This is a genomic window from Pedobacter jeongneungensis, assembly GCF_039538295.1.
In the GTDB taxonomy this organism is placed as follows: Bacteria; Bacteroidota; Bacteroidia; order Sphingobacteriales; family Sphingobacteriaceae; genus Pedobacter; species Pedobacter jeongneungensis.
Genome location: NZ_BAABBY010000004.1, coordinates 124,924 through 144,749 on the forward strand (window position 1 = coordinate 124,924; position 19,826 = coordinate 144,749).

The 19,826-nt window shown below is 39.4% G+C and carries 20 protein-coding genes; 7 read left to right on the plus strand and 13 right to left on the minus strand.

Going from position 1 to position 19,826, the window contains the following annotated elements; genetic code table 11:
* Window positions 1-112: 112 nt before the first annotated feature.
* A complete protein-coding gene (locus tag ABD769_RS08835; RefSeq protein WP_025142317.1) occupies window positions 113-313 on the plus strand; it encodes a hypothetical protein in 201 nt (66 codons plus the stop codon).
* A 134-nt stretch (window positions 314-447) separates the two neighbouring features.
* On the opposite strand, the gene ABD769_RS08840 is transcribed toward ABD769_RS08835, so the two are convergent.
* The 3 genes from ABD769_RS08840 to ABD769_RS08850 are packed head-to-tail and all read right to left on the minus strand — an operon-like array spanning window position 448 to window position 5,431.
* Window positions 448-1,749, minus strand: a complete 1,302-nt coding sequence (locus ABD769_RS08840) for a PepSY-associated TM helix domain-containing protein (protein WP_344851055.1) — start codon at window positions 1,747-1,749, stop codon at window positions 448-450.
* Between the two features lie 33 nt (window positions 1,750-1,782).
* The gene (locus tag ABD769_RS08845) at window positions 1,783-3,024 is read right to left on the minus strand and encodes a DUF4374 domain-containing protein (RefSeq protein WP_344851056.1); all 1,242 of its coding nucleotides are present in this window, start codon (window positions 3,022-3,024) and stop codon (window positions 1,783-1,785) included.
* Between the two features lie 22 nt (window positions 3,025-3,046).
* Window positions 3,047-5,431 (minus strand): TonB-dependent receptor, encoded by a 2,385-nt coding sequence (locus tag ABD769_RS08850; protein WP_344851057.1) that lies wholly within the window; start codon window positions 5,429-5,431, stop codon window positions 3,047-3,049.
* Between the two features lie 273 nt (window positions 5,432-5,704).
* On the opposite strand from ABD769_RS08850, the gene ABD769_RS08855 reads away from it, so the two are divergent.
* The gene (locus tag ABD769_RS08855) at window positions 5,705-6,286 is read left to right on the plus strand and encodes a DUF4142 domain-containing protein (protein WP_344851058.1); all 582 of its coding nucleotides are present in this window, start codon (window positions 5,705-5,707) and stop codon (window positions 6,284-6,286) included.
* Window positions 6,287-6,338: 52 nt separating this feature from the next.
* Here the strand turns inward: ABD769_RS08855 and ABD769_RS08860 are convergent, their stop codons facing one another.
* Window positions 6,339-6,722, minus strand: a complete 384-nt coding sequence (locus ABD769_RS08860) for a LytR/AlgR family response regulator transcription factor (RefSeq protein WP_344851059.1) — start codon at window positions 6,720-6,722, stop codon at window positions 6,339-6,341.
* Window positions 6,723-6,939: 217 nt separating this feature from the next.
* Window positions 6,940-7,617 (minus strand): competence protein CoiA family protein, encoded by a 678-nt coding sequence (locus ABD769_RS08865; protein ID WP_344851060.1) that lies wholly within the window; start codon window positions 7,615-7,617, stop codon window positions 6,940-6,942.
* A gap of 241 nt (window positions 7,618-7,858) precedes the next feature.
* On the opposite strand from ABD769_RS08865, the gene ABD769_RS08870 reads away from it, so the two are divergent.
* Complete coding sequence (locus tag ABD769_RS08870) at window positions 7,859-8,077, plus strand: DUF6965 family protein (RefSeq protein ID WP_344851061.1); 219 nt, start codon at window positions 7,859-7,861, stop codon at window positions 8,075-8,077.
* Window positions 8,078-8,183: 106 nt separating this feature from the next.
* Window positions 8,184-8,381 (plus strand): hypothetical protein, encoded by a 198-nt coding sequence (locus ABD769_RS08875; protein ID WP_344851063.1) that lies wholly within the window; start codon window positions 8,184-8,186, stop codon window positions 8,379-8,381.
* A 100-nt stretch (window positions 8,382-8,481) separates the two neighbouring features.
* Here the strand turns inward: ABD769_RS08875 and ABD769_RS08880 are convergent, their stop codons facing one another.
* Both ABD769_RS08880 and ABD769_RS08885 read right to left on the minus strand, forming a co-directional pair.
* A complete protein-coding gene (locus ABD769_RS08880) occupies window positions 8,482-8,979 on the minus strand; it encodes an SRPBCC family protein (protein WP_344851064.1) in 498 nt (165 codons plus the stop codon).
* Between the two features lie 10 nt (window positions 8,980-8,989).
* Window positions 8,990-9,295 (minus strand): ArsR/SmtB family transcription factor, encoded by a 306-nt coding sequence (locus ABD769_RS08885; RefSeq protein ID WP_344851065.1) that lies wholly within the window; start codon window positions 9,293-9,295, stop codon window positions 8,990-8,992.
* A gap of 178 nt (window positions 9,296-9,473) precedes the next feature.
* On the opposite strand from ABD769_RS08885, the gene pta reads away from it, so the two are divergent.
* On the plus strand, window positions 9,474-11,561 hold the full coding sequence (gene pta, locus ABD769_RS08890) for a phosphate acetyltransferase (RefSeq protein WP_344851066.1): 2,088 nt from the start codon (window positions 9,474-9,476) through the stop codon (window positions 11,559-11,561).
* Window position 11,562: 1 nt separating this feature from the next.
* Complete coding sequence (locus tag ABD769_RS08895; protein WP_344851067.1) at window positions 11,563-12,753, plus strand: acetate/propionate family kinase; 1,191 nt, start codon at window positions 11,563-11,565, stop codon at window positions 12,751-12,753.
* Window positions 12,754-12,857: 104 nt separating this feature from the next.
* Here ABD769_RS08895 and ABD769_RS08900 read toward each other — a convergent pair whose 3' ends face one another.
* Entirely contained in the window at window positions 12,858-13,241 is a 384-nt protein-coding gene (locus ABD769_RS08900; protein ID WP_344851068.1) for a VOC family protein, read from the minus strand.
* 175 nt (window positions 13,242-13,416) lie between these two features.
* Window positions 13,417-13,893 (minus strand): DinB family protein, encoded by a 477-nt coding sequence (locus ABD769_RS08905; RefSeq protein ID WP_344851069.1) that lies wholly within the window; start codon window positions 13,891-13,893, stop codon window positions 13,417-13,419.
* A gap of 112 nt (window positions 13,894-14,005) precedes the next feature.
* Between ABD769_RS08905 and ABD769_RS08910 the strand changes: the two genes are divergently transcribed.
* Window positions 14,006-15,076, plus strand: coding sequence for an aminotransferase class V-fold PLP-dependent enzyme (locus ABD769_RS08910; protein WP_344851070.1), 1,071 nt, complete (start codon window positions 14,006-14,008; stop codon window positions 15,074-15,076).
* A gap of 93 nt (window positions 15,077-15,169) precedes the next feature.
* Here ABD769_RS08910 and ABD769_RS08915 read toward each other — a convergent pair whose 3' ends face one another.
* From ABD769_RS08915 to ABD769_RS08930, 4 genes are read right to left on the minus strand one after another with little or no spacing between them, the layout of a single operon-like run.
* A complete protein-coding gene (locus ABD769_RS08915; protein ID WP_344851071.1) occupies window positions 15,170-16,147 on the minus strand; it encodes an L-histidine N(alpha)-methyltransferase in 978 nt (325 codons plus the stop codon).
* Between the two features lie 6 nt (window positions 16,148-16,153).
* Window positions 16,154-17,302: an ergothioneine biosynthesis protein EgtB gene (egtB, locus tag ABD769_RS08920; RefSeq protein WP_344851072.1), complete on the minus strand. Its 1,149-nt coding sequence runs from the start codon at window positions 17,300-17,302 to the stop codon at window positions 16,154-16,156.
* Complete coding sequence (locus ABD769_RS08925; RefSeq protein ID WP_344851073.1) at window positions 17,302-18,873, minus strand: ABC transporter permease/substrate-binding protein; 1,572 nt, start codon at window positions 18,871-18,873, stop codon at window positions 17,302-17,304. Before ABD769_RS08925 ends, egtB begins: the two co-directional genes overlap by 1 nt.
* A complete protein-coding gene (locus ABD769_RS08930) occupies window positions 18,866-19,825 on the minus strand; it encodes an ABC transporter ATP-binding protein (RefSeq protein WP_344851074.1) in 960 nt (319 codons plus the stop codon). Before ABD769_RS08930 ends, ABD769_RS08925 begins: the two co-directional genes overlap by 8 nt.
* Between the last annotated feature and the right edge of the window lies 1 nt (window position 19,826).

The following is a 19,826-nucleotide window of genomic DNA, read 5'->3' on the forward strand; positions in this document are numbered from 1 at the left end:
GTTGAAAATTTTATAAGAATAAAACCCGCTGAAATAGAACACTTAGCATTTTTTTTGTCACTACTGGCAAAAAGAAGTTTCAAGATATGTCTTCAAATGATAATTTTGTGCTATGGCAAATACGAACGTTAGAAAATCAATCCAGAATAAGATCGAATCATTAGGTAAGGAAATCGAAACCTTACAGGGAGAACTCAAAAGATGGGAAAAAATTGCAGCCGATTATGAAACCAATTCGGAAAGCATTGATTTGATTTTATCGATACAATTACCCGAAAAACCTGAACCAAAAGCTAAAAAGGTAAAATTGTAAAGCATTTAAACAAATAAAACCCGGGCAATTGCCCGGGTTTTTAATTGTCGTCACCCTGAATTTATTTCAGGGTCTTTATAGCATGAAAGATGCTGAAATAAATTGAGCATGAAGATCGAATGAAACAATCAGCGTTATTCCAGTACTTCTTCTACCTTTTTTACCGGAATTTTCGCCCTTGGTTTAACATTAGCCTTATTATTCCCGCCTTCAGTTAAAACAGGTTCTTTTTTAGCCGGTTTTTTCTTAAACTTACGGCCATACCAGATTAAAAAACCAGTAATCGGCAAACTCGCACCAATTAAGGAAGCCAAAAAAGCCATCACTTTACCAGGAAAGCCTAAAATGCTGCCTACATGGATATCATAATTCATTTTCCTGAGCTTTCCTCCAAAACCAGCCTCTTCATAAGGCACTGCATAAACACCCTCGCGTTTAAACTCTTTTAAAGTATGCTGATCGAAGGTATAACCAATGTTATTATAAAACTGCCCTGTATTGGGATAAACCGTAATATTGATGGTGGCCTTAGCTTTTGAGGTATCAGGAAAAGTATAATAAAAACCCTGCGATTTGGGGTGACGGGTAATTACTTTCTGCCAGGCCAGGTCCATTGCCTTTTGTGGGGTATAAAATTTACCCAGTGCTAATGAATCAGATTCCAGACGCTGGAAATCGCCCAGTTTTTCTCCTCCAGACGTTACCCAATATAAGCCTTCGCTATACCATTTAATGCCGTAAACCATTCCGGTTAGGGCAATAAAAAGCAAAAAGATTAAGGAATAAAAACCCAGCACGTTATGTAAATCGAGGTTTACTCTTTTAAATGAGGCGCCCCATTTAATTTTGAAACTTTTATCGCGGGTTGATTTATTCCATTTTTTAGGGTACCACCAAATCAATCCGGTAATTAATAACACCACAAATACCATGGTGCCGTAGTTTACAATTGGCCTGCCGATGGCATATGGCAGCCATAAGAATCGGTGACCATTCAGAATGAACCTGAAAAAATCTACCTCACCCTTTTTATGTACCACTTTACTGATGACCTCGCCCGTGTATGGATTAATTTTTAAACTTGTTCCTCCACCTCTTCTGCCTTCATCTTTTTTACCCCTCAAATTTAAATTAATCGTCCTTCCCTGCTGATACTGTGCATATGAAGGAATTTTTTCGGGATAAAGTTTAAAAGCAATGTCACTCAGTTGCGATGGCGTAATTACAGGCTTATCCTGCTTTTCAATTTTGGTTTCAGGTTCCAGTAAACCTGTAATTTCTTCGTTAAAAACCCAGATACAGCCCGTTACACAAACAATAAGAACAATGACACCCGAAATCAGGCCAAGCCAGAGGTGAAGCCATTTATTGATTCTGTTAAATAACGAATCTTTATTTTTTTTCTTTGCCGGAATAGTTTTATTTAGCGTTGCCATTGTTCTGTTTTGTTGAGGGTGATAGTTTTAAGTTTAATATTGAAGGGCATTTATTGCTGTGATGGTACCACCTTCAACCTTTAAGCCTTTTTTTGCAGCTGCAATTTCTGCATCGAATACATACACATAACTTCCTTCGCTGGCAGTAGTAATTCCTATGTATCCTGTTTTGCCATCTTTTGGCGAATAATTATTAATCGTTGTTGTTCTGGTGATATCTGCAGGAATGCCGGTTACCCATTTAAAACTTTTACTGATGACATCAACCACAGCAAATTTCCTTGCTGTTCCTGCCAATGAGTTAGGCTGTGGATACATCTGAAGGATAAAAATCCCTTTTCCTAAATAAGTCTGCCCAGCGATATGGTAACCTCCGGAAATCTCCTGAACATTAAAGAAATAATTTTTATCAAACTCGGTTGTACCTTTATTAATGCGGATAACGGCCGATGGATTTTTAGAGGTTGGAATACCTCCGTTGGTTGCTGCAGCAAATGAAAAAGCATAAGCATCTCCATTATCTGTTTCAACAAGTCCATCCGTGAAATAAGCCCCAATATAACTCGTGCGGTTATCTCGGATAATTTTCTCTAATTTTAATTCTGGATAAGTATAAACGGCTACCCACGAACTATCCGGATAGGCCGTACCAAATGCATCAGGCGCTGCGCCTTTTATACTCATGTAAGGTGCAAAAAGCTTATCGCCAACCTGCGTTGCCCAGGTAAAGTGTGCCCTTTCGCCATTTCCTGCAAGTTTTACAATGTTTACCTGCTGCTCTCCTACAATCTGGTATTTGCGGGCATCTATCCTGAACATGGTGGCAAATTCGTTTCCTGAACGGGGAACTTTGATGGTCAGTACATCATCTTTTATGGGTGCAAAAAGCTGTACGGTTTCACTTTGGAAGTTGGTCAGCTTAGTCAGTTTGCCTGCCCCATCTAAACGGTATGAAGTTACAGCGCCAGGATTCCCCTGACCATACAACAAACTAAAGAAACGGTTTTTATGGGTAAGATAATAACGGTACGATCCGTCCTGTTCAATTCCGTTACCCTGTGTGGTAATCATGCCCGACTCTAACGAATTGGCCGTAAGCAGGTAATCGGCAATGCCAGAAGTACCAATTGGTGTAGCAGAAATTACAAATTTGGTTGCACCGGTAAGTTCGGTGTCTACATCTATTACTTCTGATGAATCCAGCTCTTTATCGCAGCCAGAAAATACAGTCAGTATCGATAAGCTTAATAAAGGAAGTATAAATTTAGTTTTCATGTTATAATATTTTAGGTTGCGGTTATCTGTTATTGCTAAAAAAGTACCTTACTTTGGCATAAAATGCCCTGCCGGGTTTTTGCAGGGAGAAGTTGTCGTAAATGCGGTTATCCAGCAGGTTTTTACATTCCAGGCCGATATTGTATCTGCCCCCGCCCAAAGTATAAACGGCATTTACATCCTGCATCCATTGTCTGGGAATATCATATTTGGTATCAGATGTGCCCTGGCTTGGCCATGATAAATAATAGGCATGCACATAAAGTACATTATAACCCAGAGTAAGCGTATTGCCTTTTTTGCCAAAATTGTTAAAGAAAAGCGACGCATCGGCATTGCCAAAAAGGTATGGCATGTTAGGAATACGATCTCTGAATAAAGGACTTTGCATCGTTTGTCCCTGTTCAAAACGCGTATTATTTCTTAAATTCTGGTAAGTCACATTTACTCCGGCCGTAAATAGCTGTTTGAAAGAATACCTGATTTCAGATTCGAAACCCAGATTGGTTACATCAGCCAGGTTGCCCATTACCTGCTTGGTTTGGTTATTGTTTAAGGATGGCCTGATAAAATCTTTCGCATCGCGGTACATTAAATTGCCATCAAAACTAAAGCGGTGGATTTTGTTTAACTGCGCCTGGTAACTAAAACCTAAATTATAGTTATTGCTTTGCTCAGGCTTTAAATCGATATTCCCTTCAAGATTTAACAAATCGCCAAAAAGTTCATCGGTTTCCGGCAAACGGTAACTTTTTTCGTATGATGCCTTAATCTGTAAATTTGGAACAATAAAATAGGTAGATGCAATGCCATAACCTGTTTTGCTATAGCTGTTTTTCTGCGTTAAATAAGCAATATCGCCCCAGTTAACACTTGGATTATAACTTTGCGAATATTTATTGGATTGATAAAACTGTTTCACAAATACCGAAGTATTCCACTTTTCTGAAGCGCTGTATTTATAGCCTAATCCCAGTACATTTTTATTATTAATGCGTGGTTGTTCATATTTCTCGGCATCAGGATAAAGCTCATCAGAACCTTTTCTGTTAAAACTGTTAAATACGTTGTTTAATGATAATGATTGGTGCTCATCAACCGTATAACTCAGGTTTGCAGTCGCTAAACCGTTATTATTGCGGAATTTATACATTGAACGTTCGCGTTCGCTACCTGCACCAGGGTATTCTTTATAATCCTGAAACCAGTTATAGCGACGGTAAACCGTATCAATATTCTGCTCGGTACCGAAATTAAAATTTCCGTTCACGCGAAGGTCTAAACCTTTCGTAAACAGGTCTTTTTTGGCATACTTTACTGTTGGCATTAAAATACTGCCCTTTCTGTGCCAGTCACCAAACACGCTGATCATCCTTGCGCCTGTCTGGATTTCCGAATAATTTTGTCCAACTGTTAATCCGAACATTAACTGATCGGCAAACGATTTGTTGACCACACCGGCACCTGCAATTAAAGTTTCGTTATGATAAGTATCGTTGAAACGTTTAACCACCTGGTTTCTAAAATACTGACCGTTAAAAGCCGCCACATCGGTGGTTACTTTATAATCGTTATCAGAATAGTTCTGGAAAGCATTTAGCTGCACTTTAAAACCCGATGGAGCCGTATATCCAACATTTACAGCTGTTTTATGCGTGTTGAAAGAGCCATAGGAATAAGAGGCATCCATATAACTTTTTGTGGTATTATCGGTTACAATATTAACGGCACCCCCCAGTGCATCAGATCCTAACCAAACGGGAACTACACCTTTGTACACTTCTACACGCTGTGCAAGATTAATCGGGATGTTGTTGATCTGAAAGGAAGAACCAAAATTATCCATCGGTACCCCGTCAATAAAAAACTTTACCTGCCTGCCTGTAAAACCGTTCAGTGAGAAATCCATTCTCGAGCCTAATCCTCCGGCTTCTCTTACCCTTACACCCGAAACGCGGTCTAAAGCGTGGGAAATATCGAGCGTACTGTTGTGCAGTTTTTTGGCATCGATTGAAGTAACATTAAAAGCCTGCCTGTTTACCTGCTGGTTGGCCGTGCGACCGATAACGTTCAACGTTTCCATCTGTTCTGACGACTCTTCTAAACTAAAATTAAAAGCGCTAAGCTGTCCGTCTGTTACATTAATTTCTTTTTTCTGTGTTTTAAAACCCATTGCCGATACCTGCAAGGTGTAATTGCCAAAAGGAATGTTGAGGATTTTAAAATTCCCGCTCTGATCGGTGATGGTACCATAACTGGTTTTGTGGATTTTAATGGTAGCACCCGGGATGGCTTCGCCGGAACTGGTTTTGATTTGGCCCGAAATGCTGGAGAGTCGATTTTGGGCAGAAGTAAAAATTACGCAGGCACATAACATGCCGAGTAGCAAAATTTTCTTAATTTGCATGGCTTTTAATTAGAGATTAAAGGTGAGCCGGATTTCCGGTTTTGCCACACGGGTCCGAACCGTGTGGCTTTCTTATCTGCCGCAAATATAGCCTCTATTTAGATCAAGTCCAAATAAGAATTGAACAGGTTTTAAATAAATCCCTGCGCCAACTGCTCAAAAAACCATAACTCCCTTGAAATACTGAATATTAGCACCATACCTTTTAATAAAAAAAGGTTAAAACCCTTTTGCCTCTCTGCATGTTATTTAGCTACAACAAAAACAATGTATATGAAAAAGTTAATTTATGTAATGGCCGTTTCAGCCCTAGCCTTTCAGGCCTGTAGTGGTGGAAATAAAGATGCCAAAGAAAGTGCCGATAGTTTAAACATGGCAAAAGATACTACATCGAATGTGGCTGCCACTGGTGGTATTGCAGTAGATGATGCAGATGCTAAATTTACTACCAAGGCGGCTGTTGGTGGCATGGCCGAAGTAGAATTAGGTAAACTTGCGCTCGAAAAAAGCAGCAATGCACAGGTTAAAGAATTTGCAACCATGATGGTTAAAGATCACGGCATGGCAAATGCAGAACTGATGGCCATTGCAAAACAGAAAAACATTACACTGCCAAGTACAGTTGATGATGAGCACAAGAAAAAAATGGATGATCTGAGCAAAAAAACCGGTGCAGATTTCGATAAAGCATATGTTAGCGCCATGGTAGACGGACATAAATCGACCTTAAAACTGATGGAAGATGAATCCAAAGATGGAAAAGATGCAGATTTGAAAGCATTCGCCACTAAAACTGCCCCTACGGTTCAAAGCCACCTGGTAATGATCAATAAGATTAACGACAGCATGAAATAATTCAGTGCAGCGTATTAAATCTCTTGAATTTAAGAGATTTAATACGTTTTTATTATCGGCTGTCTCTCTTAATAATATCTATTATAGCCGAGTTTATTTTTTCGTAAGTAACGGGTTTAACGATAAACTTATCACAATAAACAGCAAAAGCATCTAATGCATATTTTTCGTGGCCGGTAACAAATATAAGATAACGGACATGATCTCGTATTACTTTAGCCACATCAAGGCCTGAAACTTCCATCCCAATATCCAGAAACAGAATATCCAGATCACTTATTTCTCTAATGGCCAAAATACCATCAATAGGATCGGTATAAGTTGCAATGGTAGTTAACTGATTATTACGGGCAATAAAATTTCCTAAAATATCGATGCTGAGCTGATCGTCATCAATAATAACACATTTGAGTTGAGCGGTATTAAATGGTTGCATTATTTAATATTTTTAGATAGTATTGCCAAAAATATGCCTAATAGCAAATTTATTTCTATAAAATAACAGTTATATCATTAATTTGAGTTGGAATAATTTTGATTTATATCAAAAAATACTCAATTTTTTTAAACACATACTCAAATATAGTAGCTGTAATTATTACCCTACAGCGCTGTATGATAAAATTCTACCGCAGATTTGCGTATTTTGAGACTCAAAATTCAGGTGGAGTATGCCAGTTAACAAAAGTTTTCCGGCTAATGATTTTCAGATAAGGATAATTTCCATTTAATTGTTTTCGTTGTTTTAGCTCATATAAAAAATGTCCTCCCAAGTCTACAATTATTTTTGCGGTAGCTAAATACCATACACTATGTGGTTGTTTCCAGCAAAAAGAGTATAGATTAGAGGTCAGTTTGATATCCTTAAGTTCGGGATGGTAAAAATTAAGTATTTTAGGATTGGTTACTCCCCCTGCCACTTCTGCTTTTCGTACCATCGAAAGGTGATCGGAATGACAAAACTCGTAATCTGCCAGTTTTGGATCATCTACATCAGGCAGGTGTTTCAGGATTTTAAAACCTTTAAATTTTTTACCATTCAATACCCAGATGAGGTTGGGGTAAAAGGCTTCCCTGCTTTGGAGTTCTGCAACGGTAATCGGCGAATTCTGAAATTCGATGGTATAACCCGATGGCGTAAATACATCGGCACGATGAATGTCGGTATTTGCGGCATCGTAAAAAGCGACTTCTCTAAAAGAAGGTGGAAAAGCCAGTTTCCAGTCGCGGTGCCAGGCCGTTTCTTTACGGTAATATTCTTTCTTCTGCGCTGCAATATCAGGGATTATCTGAGTAGGGAGAATATCTTTTTTCATTTCACTGTTATCCATTCTATGCGGTTGGCATAAGCAAATCATCAATAGGGAAAGCAAATTTAAGCTAATTATTTTAGTACGGCAAGAGTTTTGGAGCGGAGCAGTTGGCATTAAGTAAGTGGCGAACCACAGAGAACGCGGAGAAATGGCGCAAAGAACACAAAGTTGAATGGCTATTTTTTCAAACTATATCTTCGAACCCCAGACTTCGGACTCCCGACTATAAGACTAAGGACTAAATTACTAACTTTGCAGCATGACCATCCCAGAAATACAACAGTTAGAAGATTTTTTTGCCCAGGCGGGGAAGCAACAAGTTCCTATTTACCTTAATGAAGCTACAGTGATTACCGATTATGAGCATTTTCTGGAAAGTCACTTAACACCTCTAAAAGCTAATCCGGAGGCCAAAGTGAATATTCCAATTATTCACCGGTTAAAAATATTAAAGCTTTTGATCGAATCGAACGCTTAAAATTCTGATTTAATTGCTAAAAAAATTTTCCACATCCGTTTAAAACTTTCCCTCGTTAAAATTTGTTCTCTTGTTGATTTTTGATCCACACAAATTTTAACAACACATGGAAACCATTCTAACTGACGCTGATTACAAATTGGTTATCAACCGCATTGCGCTGCTTTCTGCAAAAAACAGCACTGGTAATGCAGAAAACGAGGAATTAAAACAATTAAGTGCTATGGCAATAGCATACGAATGCAGAAGGTATGATTTTACGATTCAACCTTATCAGAATCGCCAAATTTGTCATCCTGAATAAAATGAAGGCTCTATCAAAAGTAATTTAACTATTGAATTTGATAGTGAAGCGTCTTCATTTATCCTCAGAATGACAAATTAACTGACAGGAAATTATTTCCTTATTTGTTATTTCCGAAATACTGGTCCAAATTATCCAGGCCGGCAGTAAATCCTTCTTTGAAACCCATTTGGAGAATAGCATCCATATCTTCGGCTTTATCGAAAGTTATTTCTACATGTACTATCGTTGCCTGTCCGTCAGCCGAAAATTCTTTTTTCCAGTACATGGTTGGGAAACCGGTATTTTCTTTACCATCTTCATCGCAAAATGAAACCGCATTGGTGATGCGTAACTCCGGCTCAATGGTTTTAAAATTTTCTTTGCACCACGATCCTTCCCCTTCCGGCCCCAGCATTTGGTATAGCCAATAGCCACCTTCTCTAAAATCCATCGTTTTGGTTACTGCACGGTAAGGATGCGGCGCCCACCATTGGTCTAAAATTTTGCTATCCGTCCACGCTTTCCAAACACTGGCCAAAGGTGCATCGAATGCTCTTTTTACAGTCAGTTTTTTGTTTGCAACGTCTTTCGTAAAGACTGCTTCATTTTTACTCATAACTTTGTATTTATTGGTTTTTTAATAGGTTGTCTAACTGGTTAAAACGGCTTTCCCAACTTTTACGGAACTGTTCCATCCAAATATCTACTTCCTGCATTTTTTGTGCATTAAAATGATAATGAATTTCCCTCCCGTTCTGCTCCTGCTTTAAAAGCTGGCATTCGGTTAAAATTTTAATGTGTTTGGATATGGCTTGCCTGCTGCTGTCAAAATGATCTGCAAGTGCATTCGGCGTCATGGCCTGTAATGCCAGCAAACTCAAAATGGCCCTGCGTGTTGGATCGGCAATTGCCTGAAATACATCTCTTCTCATAAAACCTGGTTATTAGCAACCGTTCAGTTGCAAATATAAACGCAACCATTCGGTTTCACAAATTAATATGAAATTATTTTTACTGTCACTAAAAACTTAAGCTCCTTAAATTTTTAAAATAAATATTTCCAACTATATTGGGCCTAATTGGTTTATTGCTATAAATTGCTCCTTATTTATGACTAAAAATATATACATCGCTTCTGCCGAGCCCTATACCGGAAAATCAGTTATTGCCTTCGGGATGATTAATATGCTGCTGGCCAAAACCCAGAAAGTAGGTTATTTTAAACCCATTATTGCGCAGGATGATCCGAACCAGCGGGACGAACATGTTGAAGCCATGCTGGATTATTTTTCGCTTCCGGTTAAATATGAAGATGCCTTTGCTTTTACCAGGCAGGAAATGCTTCACCAATCGGAAGATAGCGGTGCCATCATCAATACCATCATCAGCAAGTATAAAAAACTGGAAGATAATTATGATTTCACCGTAATTGAAGGCAGCGATTTCCTGGGCGAAGGCATGGCTTTCGAATTCGAATCGAACGCTTTAATGGCCAAAAACCTGGGTGCTCCGGTTTTGATTGTGGTATCAGGGAAAAATAAAACCGCCAGTCAGCTTTTTAAAACAGCCATTAATATTTACCGCAATTTCCTGTTGCGCGATGTACAGGTATTGGGCGTAGTGGCCAACATGGTAAATCCTGAAGAAGCAGAGCGTATTAAACAGGCTTTAACCAACCAGTTGCCGGCAGAACTGCTTATTGCGGTAATCCCGACTGAAACAGGATTGCAAAGTCCTACCATGAAAGAAATTACTTTGGCATTGAGTGGTGAAGTGCTTTTTGGCGCAGAACTGATGGATAACCAGGTTGATAATTTCGTAACGGGTGCCATGATGCTGCCCAACTTTTTAAGGCACATTAAAGATAACCTGCTTATTGTTACCCCTGGCGATCGCGGGGATATTATTATTGGGGCATTACAAGCCAATCTATCGGCCAATTACCCCAAAATTGCAGGGATTGTATTAACTGCAGGCAGTTTACCTGATGAGCCGATTATTAAATTAATTGAAGGTTTGCAGACCATTATTCCGATTATTGCGGTACAAAAAGGAACCTTCGAAACTACCACAACTATCGGGGGTATCCACTCAAAAATTACAATTGAGAACAAGAAAAAAATTGCCCTGGCGATTGAGCTTTTTGAGAGATATGTAGACATTAAAGCCCTTGACGATAAGATCATTACCTTTAGCTATCAGGGCATTACGCCGCATATGTTTCAGTACCAATTGGTTAAATGGGCCAAACGGGATAAAAAACACATTGTTTTACCTGAAGGAAATGACGAACGTATTTTAAAAGCAGTTGAAAAACTGATTGCCCAGGATATTGTTGACATTACACTTTTAGGCGACCCTGCCGAAATTACCAACAGCATAAAAAGGCTGGGACTTAATTTAGATTTAAATACGTTAAGAATCCACGATCCCAGACAATCTACTCATTATAACGATTATGTAGATACCCTGCACGAACTGCGTAAAGCCAAAAATGTAAACATGGAAATGGCCAGGGATATGATGACTGATGTTTCCTATTTCGGTACCATGATGGTGTATAAAGGTGATGCAGATGGAATGGTTTCGGGAGCTGTACATACCACTCAACACACCATCAGGCCGGCTTTGCAGTTTGTTAAAACCAAGCCAGGTGTATCGGTGGTATCTTCGATCTTTTTTATGTGCCTGCCAGAGCGTGTGGCCATATTTGGCGATTGCGCGGTTAACCCTAATCCTACTGCCCAGCAACTGGCAGAAATTGCCATTTCTTCGGCAGAAAGCAGTGCTAAATTCGGCATTGAGCCCCGCATTGCCATGCTTTCTTATTCTTCCGGAACATCAGGTGAAGGTGAAGATGTAGAACGCGTAAGGGAAGCTACCGCGATTGTAAAAGCAAGACATCCGGAGTTAAAAATTGAAGGCCCGATACAATATGATGCGGCAGTTGATCCATTAGTAGGCAGGCAAAAATTACCGGGTTCTGAAGTGGCCGGAAGGGCAAGCGTTTTGATCTTTCCCGATTTAAATACCGGAAACAATACTTATAAAGCTGTACAGCGCGAAACCGGTGCATTGGCCATTGGCCCGATGTTACAGGGATTAAACAAACCAATAAACGATTTGAGCCGCGGTTGTACCGTAGATGATATTTTTAATACCGTTGTGATTACAGCAATCCAATGTCAGGACATTTAATATGAATATTTTAGTTATCAATTCAGGAAGCAGTTCCTTAAAATACCAGCTTTTTAAAATGCCCGAAAAAGCACCGGTTTGCAGTGGTTTAGTAGAGCGCATAGGCATTGAAGGTTCGTTTATCAAACATACCGTTTATAGTAATGGTGAAAAGCACAACATTGAAGAATCGGGTTTTATAGCCAACCATGGCGAAGGATTAAAACAAGTGCTGGCCTTGTTAACCGAGGGCGAATATGCCGTAATTAACAGTCCTGATGATATTGCCGCGGTTGGTCACCGAGTGGTGCATGGTGGTGAACATTTTACAGGCGCAACGCTCATCACCGATGAAGTAAAGCAACAGATCAAAAAACTGTTTTCTCTTGCTCCATTGCACAATCCCGTTAATTATAAATGCATTGAAGTTGCAGAGCAGACTTTTAAAAATGCCCGACAGATTGCCGTATTCGACACTGCTTTTCATCAAACCATACCTGAGCAAGCCTACCGTTATGCCATTCCCGAATGGTATTATAAAGAACATGCCATCAGGGTGTACGGATTTCATGGTACCAGCCATAAATATGTGAGCGAACAGGCCATTAAATGGTTAAATAAAGAAAATTCTAAAATCATCAGTATCCATTTGGGTAACGGATGTAGCATGGCGGCAATTAAAGATGGAAAATCTATTGATACCAGTATGGGCTTCGGGCCATTAAGCGGATTGATGATGGGTACCCGCTCGGGAAATATCGATCCATCGGTTATTTTCCATTTAATGGAACATTCAGGTTATACTTTAGAACAATTGAGTACTTTGGTTAACAAACAATCGGGATTATTAGGCGTGGGCGGATCGAGTGATATGCGCGATATCAGAAAACTGGTTAGTGAAGGAAATGCCGCTGCTGCTTTAGCCCTTAAGTTATATGCTTACCGCATTAAGAAATTTATCGGCGCTTATGCTGCCATCCTAAACGGGATAGATGCGATTATATTTACCGCAGGTGTTGGCGAAAATGATAGTAATATGCGCGAAGCGGTATGCACTGAACTGGATTACCTGAGCATTAAACTGGATCCTACACAAAACACAGCCTACAAAGGAGAAATGAAAGAAATTAATAGTGCTGATTCAAAAATTAAGATTTTGGTGATTCCAACCAATGAGGAATATGAAATTGCACACCAGTGTTATGGGCTTTAGCCCAAGACTTCCGAAGTCGGCAACGCGAAAAGGCTAAGGCTAACTTCGGAAGTTTTCAAGGCAATTTATAGATTTCTCCGATATGGTGGAAATGACGTAACTATTTAGGTCGTTTCCAAAATAGATAAAATATTTCCTGACGGATCTCTGAACCAGGCAATATTTGGTCCGCCGTTACCACGGGAAATGCCTTTTTCATCGGTTTTAATCGACTCCTGGTTGTAAATTTCGAACTTTACGCCTTTAGCAATCAGTTCATCAGCAGCCTGATCTATATTGTCAACGGGAAAATTAAGTACCGTAAAGGTAGCGGGAACATGATTTGGTTTGGGGTAAAGCAATATATTTGATGATCCCGAAACTACCACTTCGATTACCCCCATCGGGTTATCTTTAACTTCGAGGCCCAATACGCCCTGGTAAAAATCTTTTGCTTTCTGTACATCATCTACAGAAAATGAGCTGAACGCTTTTGAATTTTCTAACATAACCTTGTTTTTAAATCATTTATGAGAACAATGGTAAATTTAGATTGAATATTCAGTATCAACCGGTTGCAAAAGCGGCAAATAATGCACCTAAACGAGACAATATCCTGGAATACTTAACTACAGATGAAAAGGATGCATACAGATATCATCAGCGTTTAATTGTGATCAATACTTAACTTTTCCAGGCACCCAACAAACGCCTGATTACTACAATTTCTGCAATGTGATAAGCATTATGATCAGCAATCTGCAAAGCTTCACGCAGCACCGTTTGTCCATCTCCATGCGGAATCTGCTCAAATAAATCAACCGAATCCAATAAGGCAATAAATTCTTTCAGGTCACTATCAATCTGTTTAAGCGTATTATTCCATGTTTCTTCATCTTTTGGCGCAACTTCTTTAGGCCAATATTCGTCCGGCCATTTTGGTGACTGGTGTGCGCCATCTTTACTAAATTCGAGCATATCCCACTGGGCAATCTTAATGTGCTCTGTCAATTGCCAAATGCTGTAAGGCAAATGGTGTGGTTTCTCTCCTAAAAGCTCAAAGGGCAGATCGGCAACGGCATCTTTTAGTCCAACATGCGCTCCGCCACCGTTTAATAATTTTTTAAGTTCTGTAATCAGTATTGAAGTTTGATTTTCCATAATCGTTTAAGGATTGTATTAACTTAACAAACGTGATTCTCATAGGTTTGTATAAAATTCAATTTCGGAAGGCGACATATGACTTTAATACATATTTATTTTAATTTTGGATATGAACCTATCCTTTCCGATCCTCAAAAACTACACTTATCTCAATACCGCTAATTCTGGTCTGCTATCAACAAATCTGGCAGCATGGAGAAATAAACACGATGAGGCCTTTATGGCCGGTGGCAGTATTTTCAGAATGGAAAACTTACCGCTAATCGATGAGCTGAGAAACAATATTTCCAGAATTTTCGGTTCAAAGCCAGAAAACACCTTTTTGGTGCAAAATTTTTCGGTAGGTTTTAATACTTTATTAAGCGGATTGGATAAAAATCATCGTTTTCTGCTGCTTGAAGAGGAATATCCATCGGTAAGTTACCCCGTTATCAGTATGGGATTCGATCACCATACAATCAATATAGATGAAAATCTTGAAGATAACATCATTAAAGCCATTGATGCTTTTAAACCCACCATATTTGCTTTTAGTATGGTGCAATACATTAGTGGATTGAGAATGGACGACGATTTTATCCAGAAATTAAAAAGCACTTACCCTAATCTTTTATTAATCGGTGATGGCACACAATTTTTGGGAACTGTTGATTTTAACTTCGAAAAATCTGGTTTAGATGCTTTATTAGGCAGCGGTTACAAATGGCTGTTGGGCGGATATGGAAATGGTTATGTTTTTCTTTCCGACCAGATGAAGGCTGCCATTTACATGAAGAATAAACTTGCAGCATTGCCTGCAGCGCCATTTTTAAAGGGTAAAGATCATTTATCAATGTGTTTCGAACCCGGCCACTTAGACAGCTTAAACTTTGGTACTTTAAATGAAAGCTTAAATTATCTTGATGCCATCGGTTTTGATTGGATTGAAAAAACGAACCAAACACGCTGTGATAAAGCAAGATTGGAACTCAGTTCAAGAGGACTGATCCCAGACTGGATGTTAAACCGGAAATATCAATCAACTATTATGAGCCTGCCATTAGAGCAAAAAACGGTTGATAAACTTGCTGCTGCCAAAATTCTATGCTCTCCCAGGGGAACGGGGACTAGAATTTCGTTTCATTTTTATAATACGGAAGAAGATTTGGATAAACTGCTAGAAGTTCTTGACCAATCATAGTCGTTATGCTGTCCCGAATCTTTGGGATCAGCATCTGTTTAGCATTAAGCCTCTGAAATAATTCAGGGTGACGATCGCTCTTAAATAAAAAGATTAATCTACCTTCCAAATTGCATCTACAAAATACTGGTGCTGATCAAAAAAGCGCTGCAGTGGTTTAAAGCCTGTTTTTTCTGCAAGCTGATCAATGTCACTTAAGGCGTATTTCTGTGAGATTTCCATAAAAATATATTCATTTTCAGCAAAATGAATGGCCTGGCGACCAATATTTACGATCTGGTTTTTTAAACTGATGAGGTAACTTTTGCATGCACCAGATGCAGGGTCGTAGCTGGCATAGTGTTCAAAATTTTCGAGGTTGAAATTGCCATCCAGTTCTTTATTGATGCGTTGTAGCAGATTAAGGTTGAACGACCTGGTTATTCCGCCTTTATCGTTGTAGGCAGCGAGGATTTGTTGGGGATTTTTCTTGAGGTCGAAACCAATAATGAGCAGATCGTTGGGAGAAAGCAGTTGTTTTAAAGATGAACAAAAGTCCTCAGCATCGGCAATTGTCATGTTGCCAATGTTTGCCCCCATAAACAGCACTACTTTTCTGCGATCAGATAATTGAGTGGCTTTTTTAAGCATATCAAAATAATCACCATTTAAGCCTTTTATATCCAATTCAGGAAGTTTTTTAGGTAAATTTTCCTCCAGGTCTGAAATTACATGCTCAGAAATATCAATCGGAACATAACTAAATTCCATTTTATTATCCAACAGGGATTTTAAAAGATGAATGGATTTCGTGGCATCACCAGCACCCAGTTCGATCAGGTCAAAAGCGGTTCCATCTGCAGTTATGGCCTGCGAAAGCTGTGCAGACTGGTACCTGAGAATTTCCATTTCTGCATTGGTAAGGTAATATTCTTCCATTTCCATAATCTGCTGAAATATGCGGTCGCCGGTAGCATCATAAAAATACTTGGAGCGCATAAATTTCGGTTCAGATTGTAATCCTGTTAAGGTTTCCTGAAGAAATTGTGTTTTGTTGTCTGTTGTTGTTTCAATGGTGGTGGTCGTACTCATATTGATCTATTTTACCAGGCGGATGCCTGTATATTGCCATCTTAAATGCGGATGAAAAAAATTACGATAGGTTATTCTTGAATGATTTTCCGGAGTGGCTATTGATGCCCCACGGAGCACCTTCTGGTTGACCATAAACTTGCCATTATATTCGCCAATGGCACCGGGTGCTTTGCTAAAACCGGGATAAGGAAGATAAGCGCTTTCGGTCCACTCCCACCTTTCGCCCCAGTTAAAGCTTTTTGCAGCTATTTCCCATTCAAATTCGGTTGGCAAACGCATGCCTTTCCAGCTGGCAAAAGCATAAGCTTCGTAATAACTGATGTGGCTTACCGGAGCATTCAAATCAATTGGCAAAAGTCCACCCAAAGTATAATTAAACCATGCGCCATCAATTAAATGCCAGTACATAGGCGATGTGATGTGGTTACTGTTTACCCAATCCCAGCCCTCTGCATGCCAGTAGTTAAAGTTTTTGTAGCCTCCTGCATTGATAAACTCTAAAAATTCGGCATTGCTAACCAATGTTTTACTGATAGAAAAATCGTGCAGGTACACTTTATGCCTGTTTAATTCATTATCAAAGCTGAAATCTGATCCTTCATATCCAATTTCATAAATTCCTTCCGGGATATCGATAAAATCAGATGCTGTTTGGTTAACAGTCGCTTCTTTTTTCTCTTTTGAGTACACAGGAAAAAGCGGATTATTGCCTAAAATATATTTAATATCGGTTAATAAAAGTTCCTGATGCTGCTGTTCGTGGTTAAAGCCCAAAATCAATAACTCCTCCACTTCATCCTTTAAAGGAGCAGCTAAAAATTTTACCATGGCTTCATCTACATAACTGCGATATTGATAAATTTCGTTCACACCTGGGCGGCTTAAATTACCCCTGTTAGTACGGATTACGCGGTTGCCCACGGTTTCGTAATAACTATTAAAAACGAAATTATATTCCTCGTTATACACCTGATAGTTAATGGCATACGGTTTTAATATAAAGGTTTCGAAGAACCAGGTGGTGTGGCCTAAATGCCATTTGGGCGGACTCACATCTGCAACAGGCTGTACCACGTAATCTTCGGTTTGTAAGGGTTCACAAATCTGTTCGGAATATTTTCTAATCTGCAAGTATTCTTCTACCAGTGTCATTAGTTTTTATCTAGATAATTTTTGAGATCTGTGATGCTATTAACATCCAGTTCTTTTGATTGTTTTTGCCGCATCATTAAAGCGTAAGAATTATTAAAACCAATGGGTTTTAGCCATTTGATTTTAAACTTTTTTTCAAATTCAGCACTTACATAATTGAAAGTTTTCTCTTTATCGTGGGCCATTTCCTTTGCAATTTTTGGATCTGGCTGCAACAGCACCAATAGTCCTGTTCCGGTATATTCGGGGTAAAAATCGATCTGATCGTTCGTTAGGGCATCAAAACAGATTTTCGTTCCACCCAATCCGGTTTTAGTAGCCACATCGTAATCTGTATTCCCTTTAATTAACATGCTGTACATTTCGGCAAGAATATATTGTTCGCCAAAAATCTTCGAACCAATTTTTACAGTACCATTATGCCCGTTTTTAGGCGCTTTATACAAACCATTGCTGATCAGAAAATCCTTTGCTACCCTTTCAGGTTGCTGGTGCAGGTAATCGGTTTTGTAGTTCAGATCGGTCATGATGGAATCTGTAATCTTCCCTGAAAGTAAATTGAGCGTTTTTTCCAGCTCCGGAAATTTCTTCAAAGCGTCATCACGAACAATTGGTGCGGCGTAATAAGGCGGAAAAATATGCTTGTCATCATTTAAGATTTTGAGGTCGAAAGCTTTTAAACGTCCATCAGTGGAATAACCGCTGATTACATCGAGTTCTTTTGAAAAAGCGGCTTTATACATCACGGCATCGCTGATCACGATGGTATGGATTTTCAGGCCATAGGTCGATTTTAAACCAAGATCGCCATCCTGCCTGCCCATAAATTCAGGAGTAAAACCAGCTGTTAAAGTAGAACCATATGCAGTTGGTAAAGCATAAAAACCACCCAAAACTAAAATCACGACAGGAAAAATGTACAATGCCTTTCTCAGTTTTTTAAAATCCATCTTTTGGATTAGGGAAAGCAGTGCATCTAATATAATCGCCAGCAAAGCTGCAGGAATTGCCCCGGCCAAAATCATATTGGTGTTGTTGAGTGAAATGCCGCCGAAAATAAACTCGCCCAGGCCTCCTGCGGCAATAAATGAGGCCAGCGTAGCCACCCCGACATTAATTACTGTTGCGGTACGAACACCTGCTAAAATAACAGGCATAGCCAGCGGCAATTCTACTTTTAGTAAAATCTGGCTTTTGCTCATACCCATGGCCCTTGCCGCTTCTTTCACGTGCTGATCGATGCCTATAATGCCAGTATAGGTATTTCGGATAATGGGCAATAAGGCGTAAATAAGTAAGGCTACAATGGCTGGTTTGGCGCCAATCCCTAAAACAGGGATCATAAAACCCAGTAAGGCAATGCTTGGTACCGTTTGCAACACACCTGCGATACCCAAAACCGTACCTGAAAGTTTTCTTTTCCTCGCAATCAATATACCTAAAGGTAAGCCAATGGCAATGGCAAGAAGCAAGGAAATAAAGGTTAAACCTACATGCTGCAGGGTTTGACTGAGCAATTTATCAGATTGCCCGGACATAAACTGCCATAAGGTTTGATGTTGCTCATTCATGTACCTGCGCGTTTTGATACTGGTTAAAACCTTTGGTTAGCTGTTCGAAATTGATTGCTTTATTTTCTTTGTTATTACCTGAAATCAGGAGTTCGGAACGGTTATTACTCCTTAATAGTTCCATGGCTTCCCATACACTTAAATCAGCAAAATAACTTTCTCCATCCTGAATAATTTCTTTAGGTAGATAAGGCCATATATCCTGTATATTAACCACTTTAAATTCTAATGCAAGCCTTTGTCCGGCCAGAAATTTTCTGGCAAAATCATTTACCGGTTGGTAAAGTAATTCTTTAGGCGTGCCGATCTGAACCACTTCGCCCTTATCCATTAAACAAATCCGGTCAGCCAGCTCAAAAGCTTCCTGAACGTCATGGGTAACCATTACAATGGTTTTTCTTTTCAATTCTTCAAGCGCTTTAAATTCTTTCTGAATACTGGTACGGGTAACATTATCTAAAGCACCAAAGGGTTCGTCCATTAATAACACTGAAGGATCGGTAACTAAGGCACGGGCCAAGCCCACACGCTGTTGCTGCCCTCCGCTTAATTCATGCGGATACATCGCCAATGTACTTTCAGGAAGGTGAAGCTTCTGAATGAGTTCTTGCGTACGGTTTTTTATTCTTTCTTTATCCCACTTTAAAAGTTTGGGCACCAGCGCAATATTCTCTGCAATGGTATAATGTGGAAATAACCCGATATTCTGCATCACATAACCTATTCCCTTACGCAAAACATCAGGATCCTGACCGGTAATGTTTTCACCGTTAATAAAAATCTGACCTTCATCAGGCTCAATTAAGCGGTTAATCATTTTTAAGGTGGTGGTTTTGCCACAACCACTCGTCCCCAGTAATACCAACGTTTCCTTTTCGGCCACTTTAAAAGAGACTTGATTTACCGCCCGGGTATCTCCAAATTTTTTACTTATCCCTTTTAATTCGATCATG

Bases quoted from the DNA above. Each gene is read 5' to 3' on its own strand.
- ABD769_RS08865 (WP_344851060.1), bottom strand. From the start codon at position 7,617: ATGGATAACAGTGAAATGAAAAAAGATATTCTCCCTACTCAGATAATC.
- pta (WP_344851066.1), top strand. From the start codon at position 9,474: ATGACTAAAAATATATACATCGCTTCTGCCGAGCCCTATACCGGAAAA.
- ABD769_RS08900 (WP_344851068.1), bottom strand. From the start codon at position 13,241: ATGTTAGAAAATTCAAAAGCGTTCAGCTCATTTTCTGTAGATGATGTA.
- ABD769_RS08850 (WP_344851057.1), bottom strand. From the start codon at position 5,431: ATGCAAATTAAGAAAATTTTGCTACTCGGCATGTTATGTGCCTGCGTA.
- ABD769_RS08905 (WP_344851069.1), bottom strand. From the start codon at position 13,893: ATGGAAAATCAAACTTCAATACTGATTACAGAACTTAAAAAATTATTA.
- ABD769_RS08915 (WP_344851071.1), bottom strand. From the start codon at position 16,147: ATGAGTACGACCACCACCATTGAAACAACAACAGACAACAAAACACAA.
- ABD769_RS08910 (WP_344851070.1), top strand. From the start codon at position 14,006: ATGAACCTATCCTTTCCGATCCTCAAAAACTACACTTATCTCAATACC.
- ABD769_RS08930 (WP_344851074.1), bottom strand. From the start codon at position 19,825: ATGATCGAATTAAAAGGGATAAGTAAAAAATTTGGAGATACCCGGGCG.
- ABD769_RS08880 (WP_344851064.1), bottom strand. From the start codon at position 8,979: ATGAGTAAAAATGAAGCAGTCTTTACGAAAGACGTTGCAAACAAAAAA.
- ABD769_RS08855 (WP_344851058.1), top strand. From the start codon at position 5,705: ATGAAAAAGTTAATTTATGTAATGGCCGTTTCAGCCCTAGCCTTTCAG.
- ABD769_RS08840 (WP_344851055.1), bottom strand. From the start codon at position 1,749: ATGGCAACGCTAAATAAAACTATTCCGGCAAAGAAAAAAAATAAAGAT.
- ABD769_RS08870 (WP_344851061.1), top strand. From the start codon at position 7,859: ATGACCATCCCAGAAATACAACAGTTAGAAGATTTTTTTGCCCAGGCG.
- ABD769_RS08885 (WP_344851065.1), bottom strand. From the start codon at position 9,295: ATGAGAAGAGATGTATTTCAGGCAATTGCCGATCCAACACGCAGGGCC.
- ABD769_RS08845 (WP_344851056.1), bottom strand. From the start codon at position 3,024: ATGAAAACTAAATTTATACTTCCTTTATTAAGCTTATCGATACTGACT.
- egtB (WP_344851072.1), bottom strand. From the start codon at position 17,302: ATGACACTGGTAGAAGAATACTTGCAGATTAGAAAATATTCCGAACAG.
- ABD769_RS08895 (WP_344851067.1), top strand. From the start codon at position 11,563: ATGAATATTTTAGTTATCAATTCAGGAAGCAGTTCCTTAAAATACCAG.
- ABD769_RS08835 (WP_025142317.1), top strand. From the start codon at position 113: ATGGCAAATACGAACGTTAGAAAATCAATCCAGAATAAGATCGAATCA.
- ABD769_RS08860 (WP_344851059.1), bottom strand. From the start codon at position 6,722: ATGCAACCATTTAATACCGCTCAACTCAAATGTGTTATTATTGATGAC.
- ABD769_RS08875 (WP_344851063.1), top strand. From the start codon at position 8,184: ATGGAAACCATTCTAACTGACGCTGATTACAAATTGGTTATCAACCGC.
- ABD769_RS08925 (WP_344851073.1), bottom strand. From the start codon at position 18,873: ATGAATGAGCAACATCAAACCTTATGGCAGTTTATGTCCGGGCAATCT.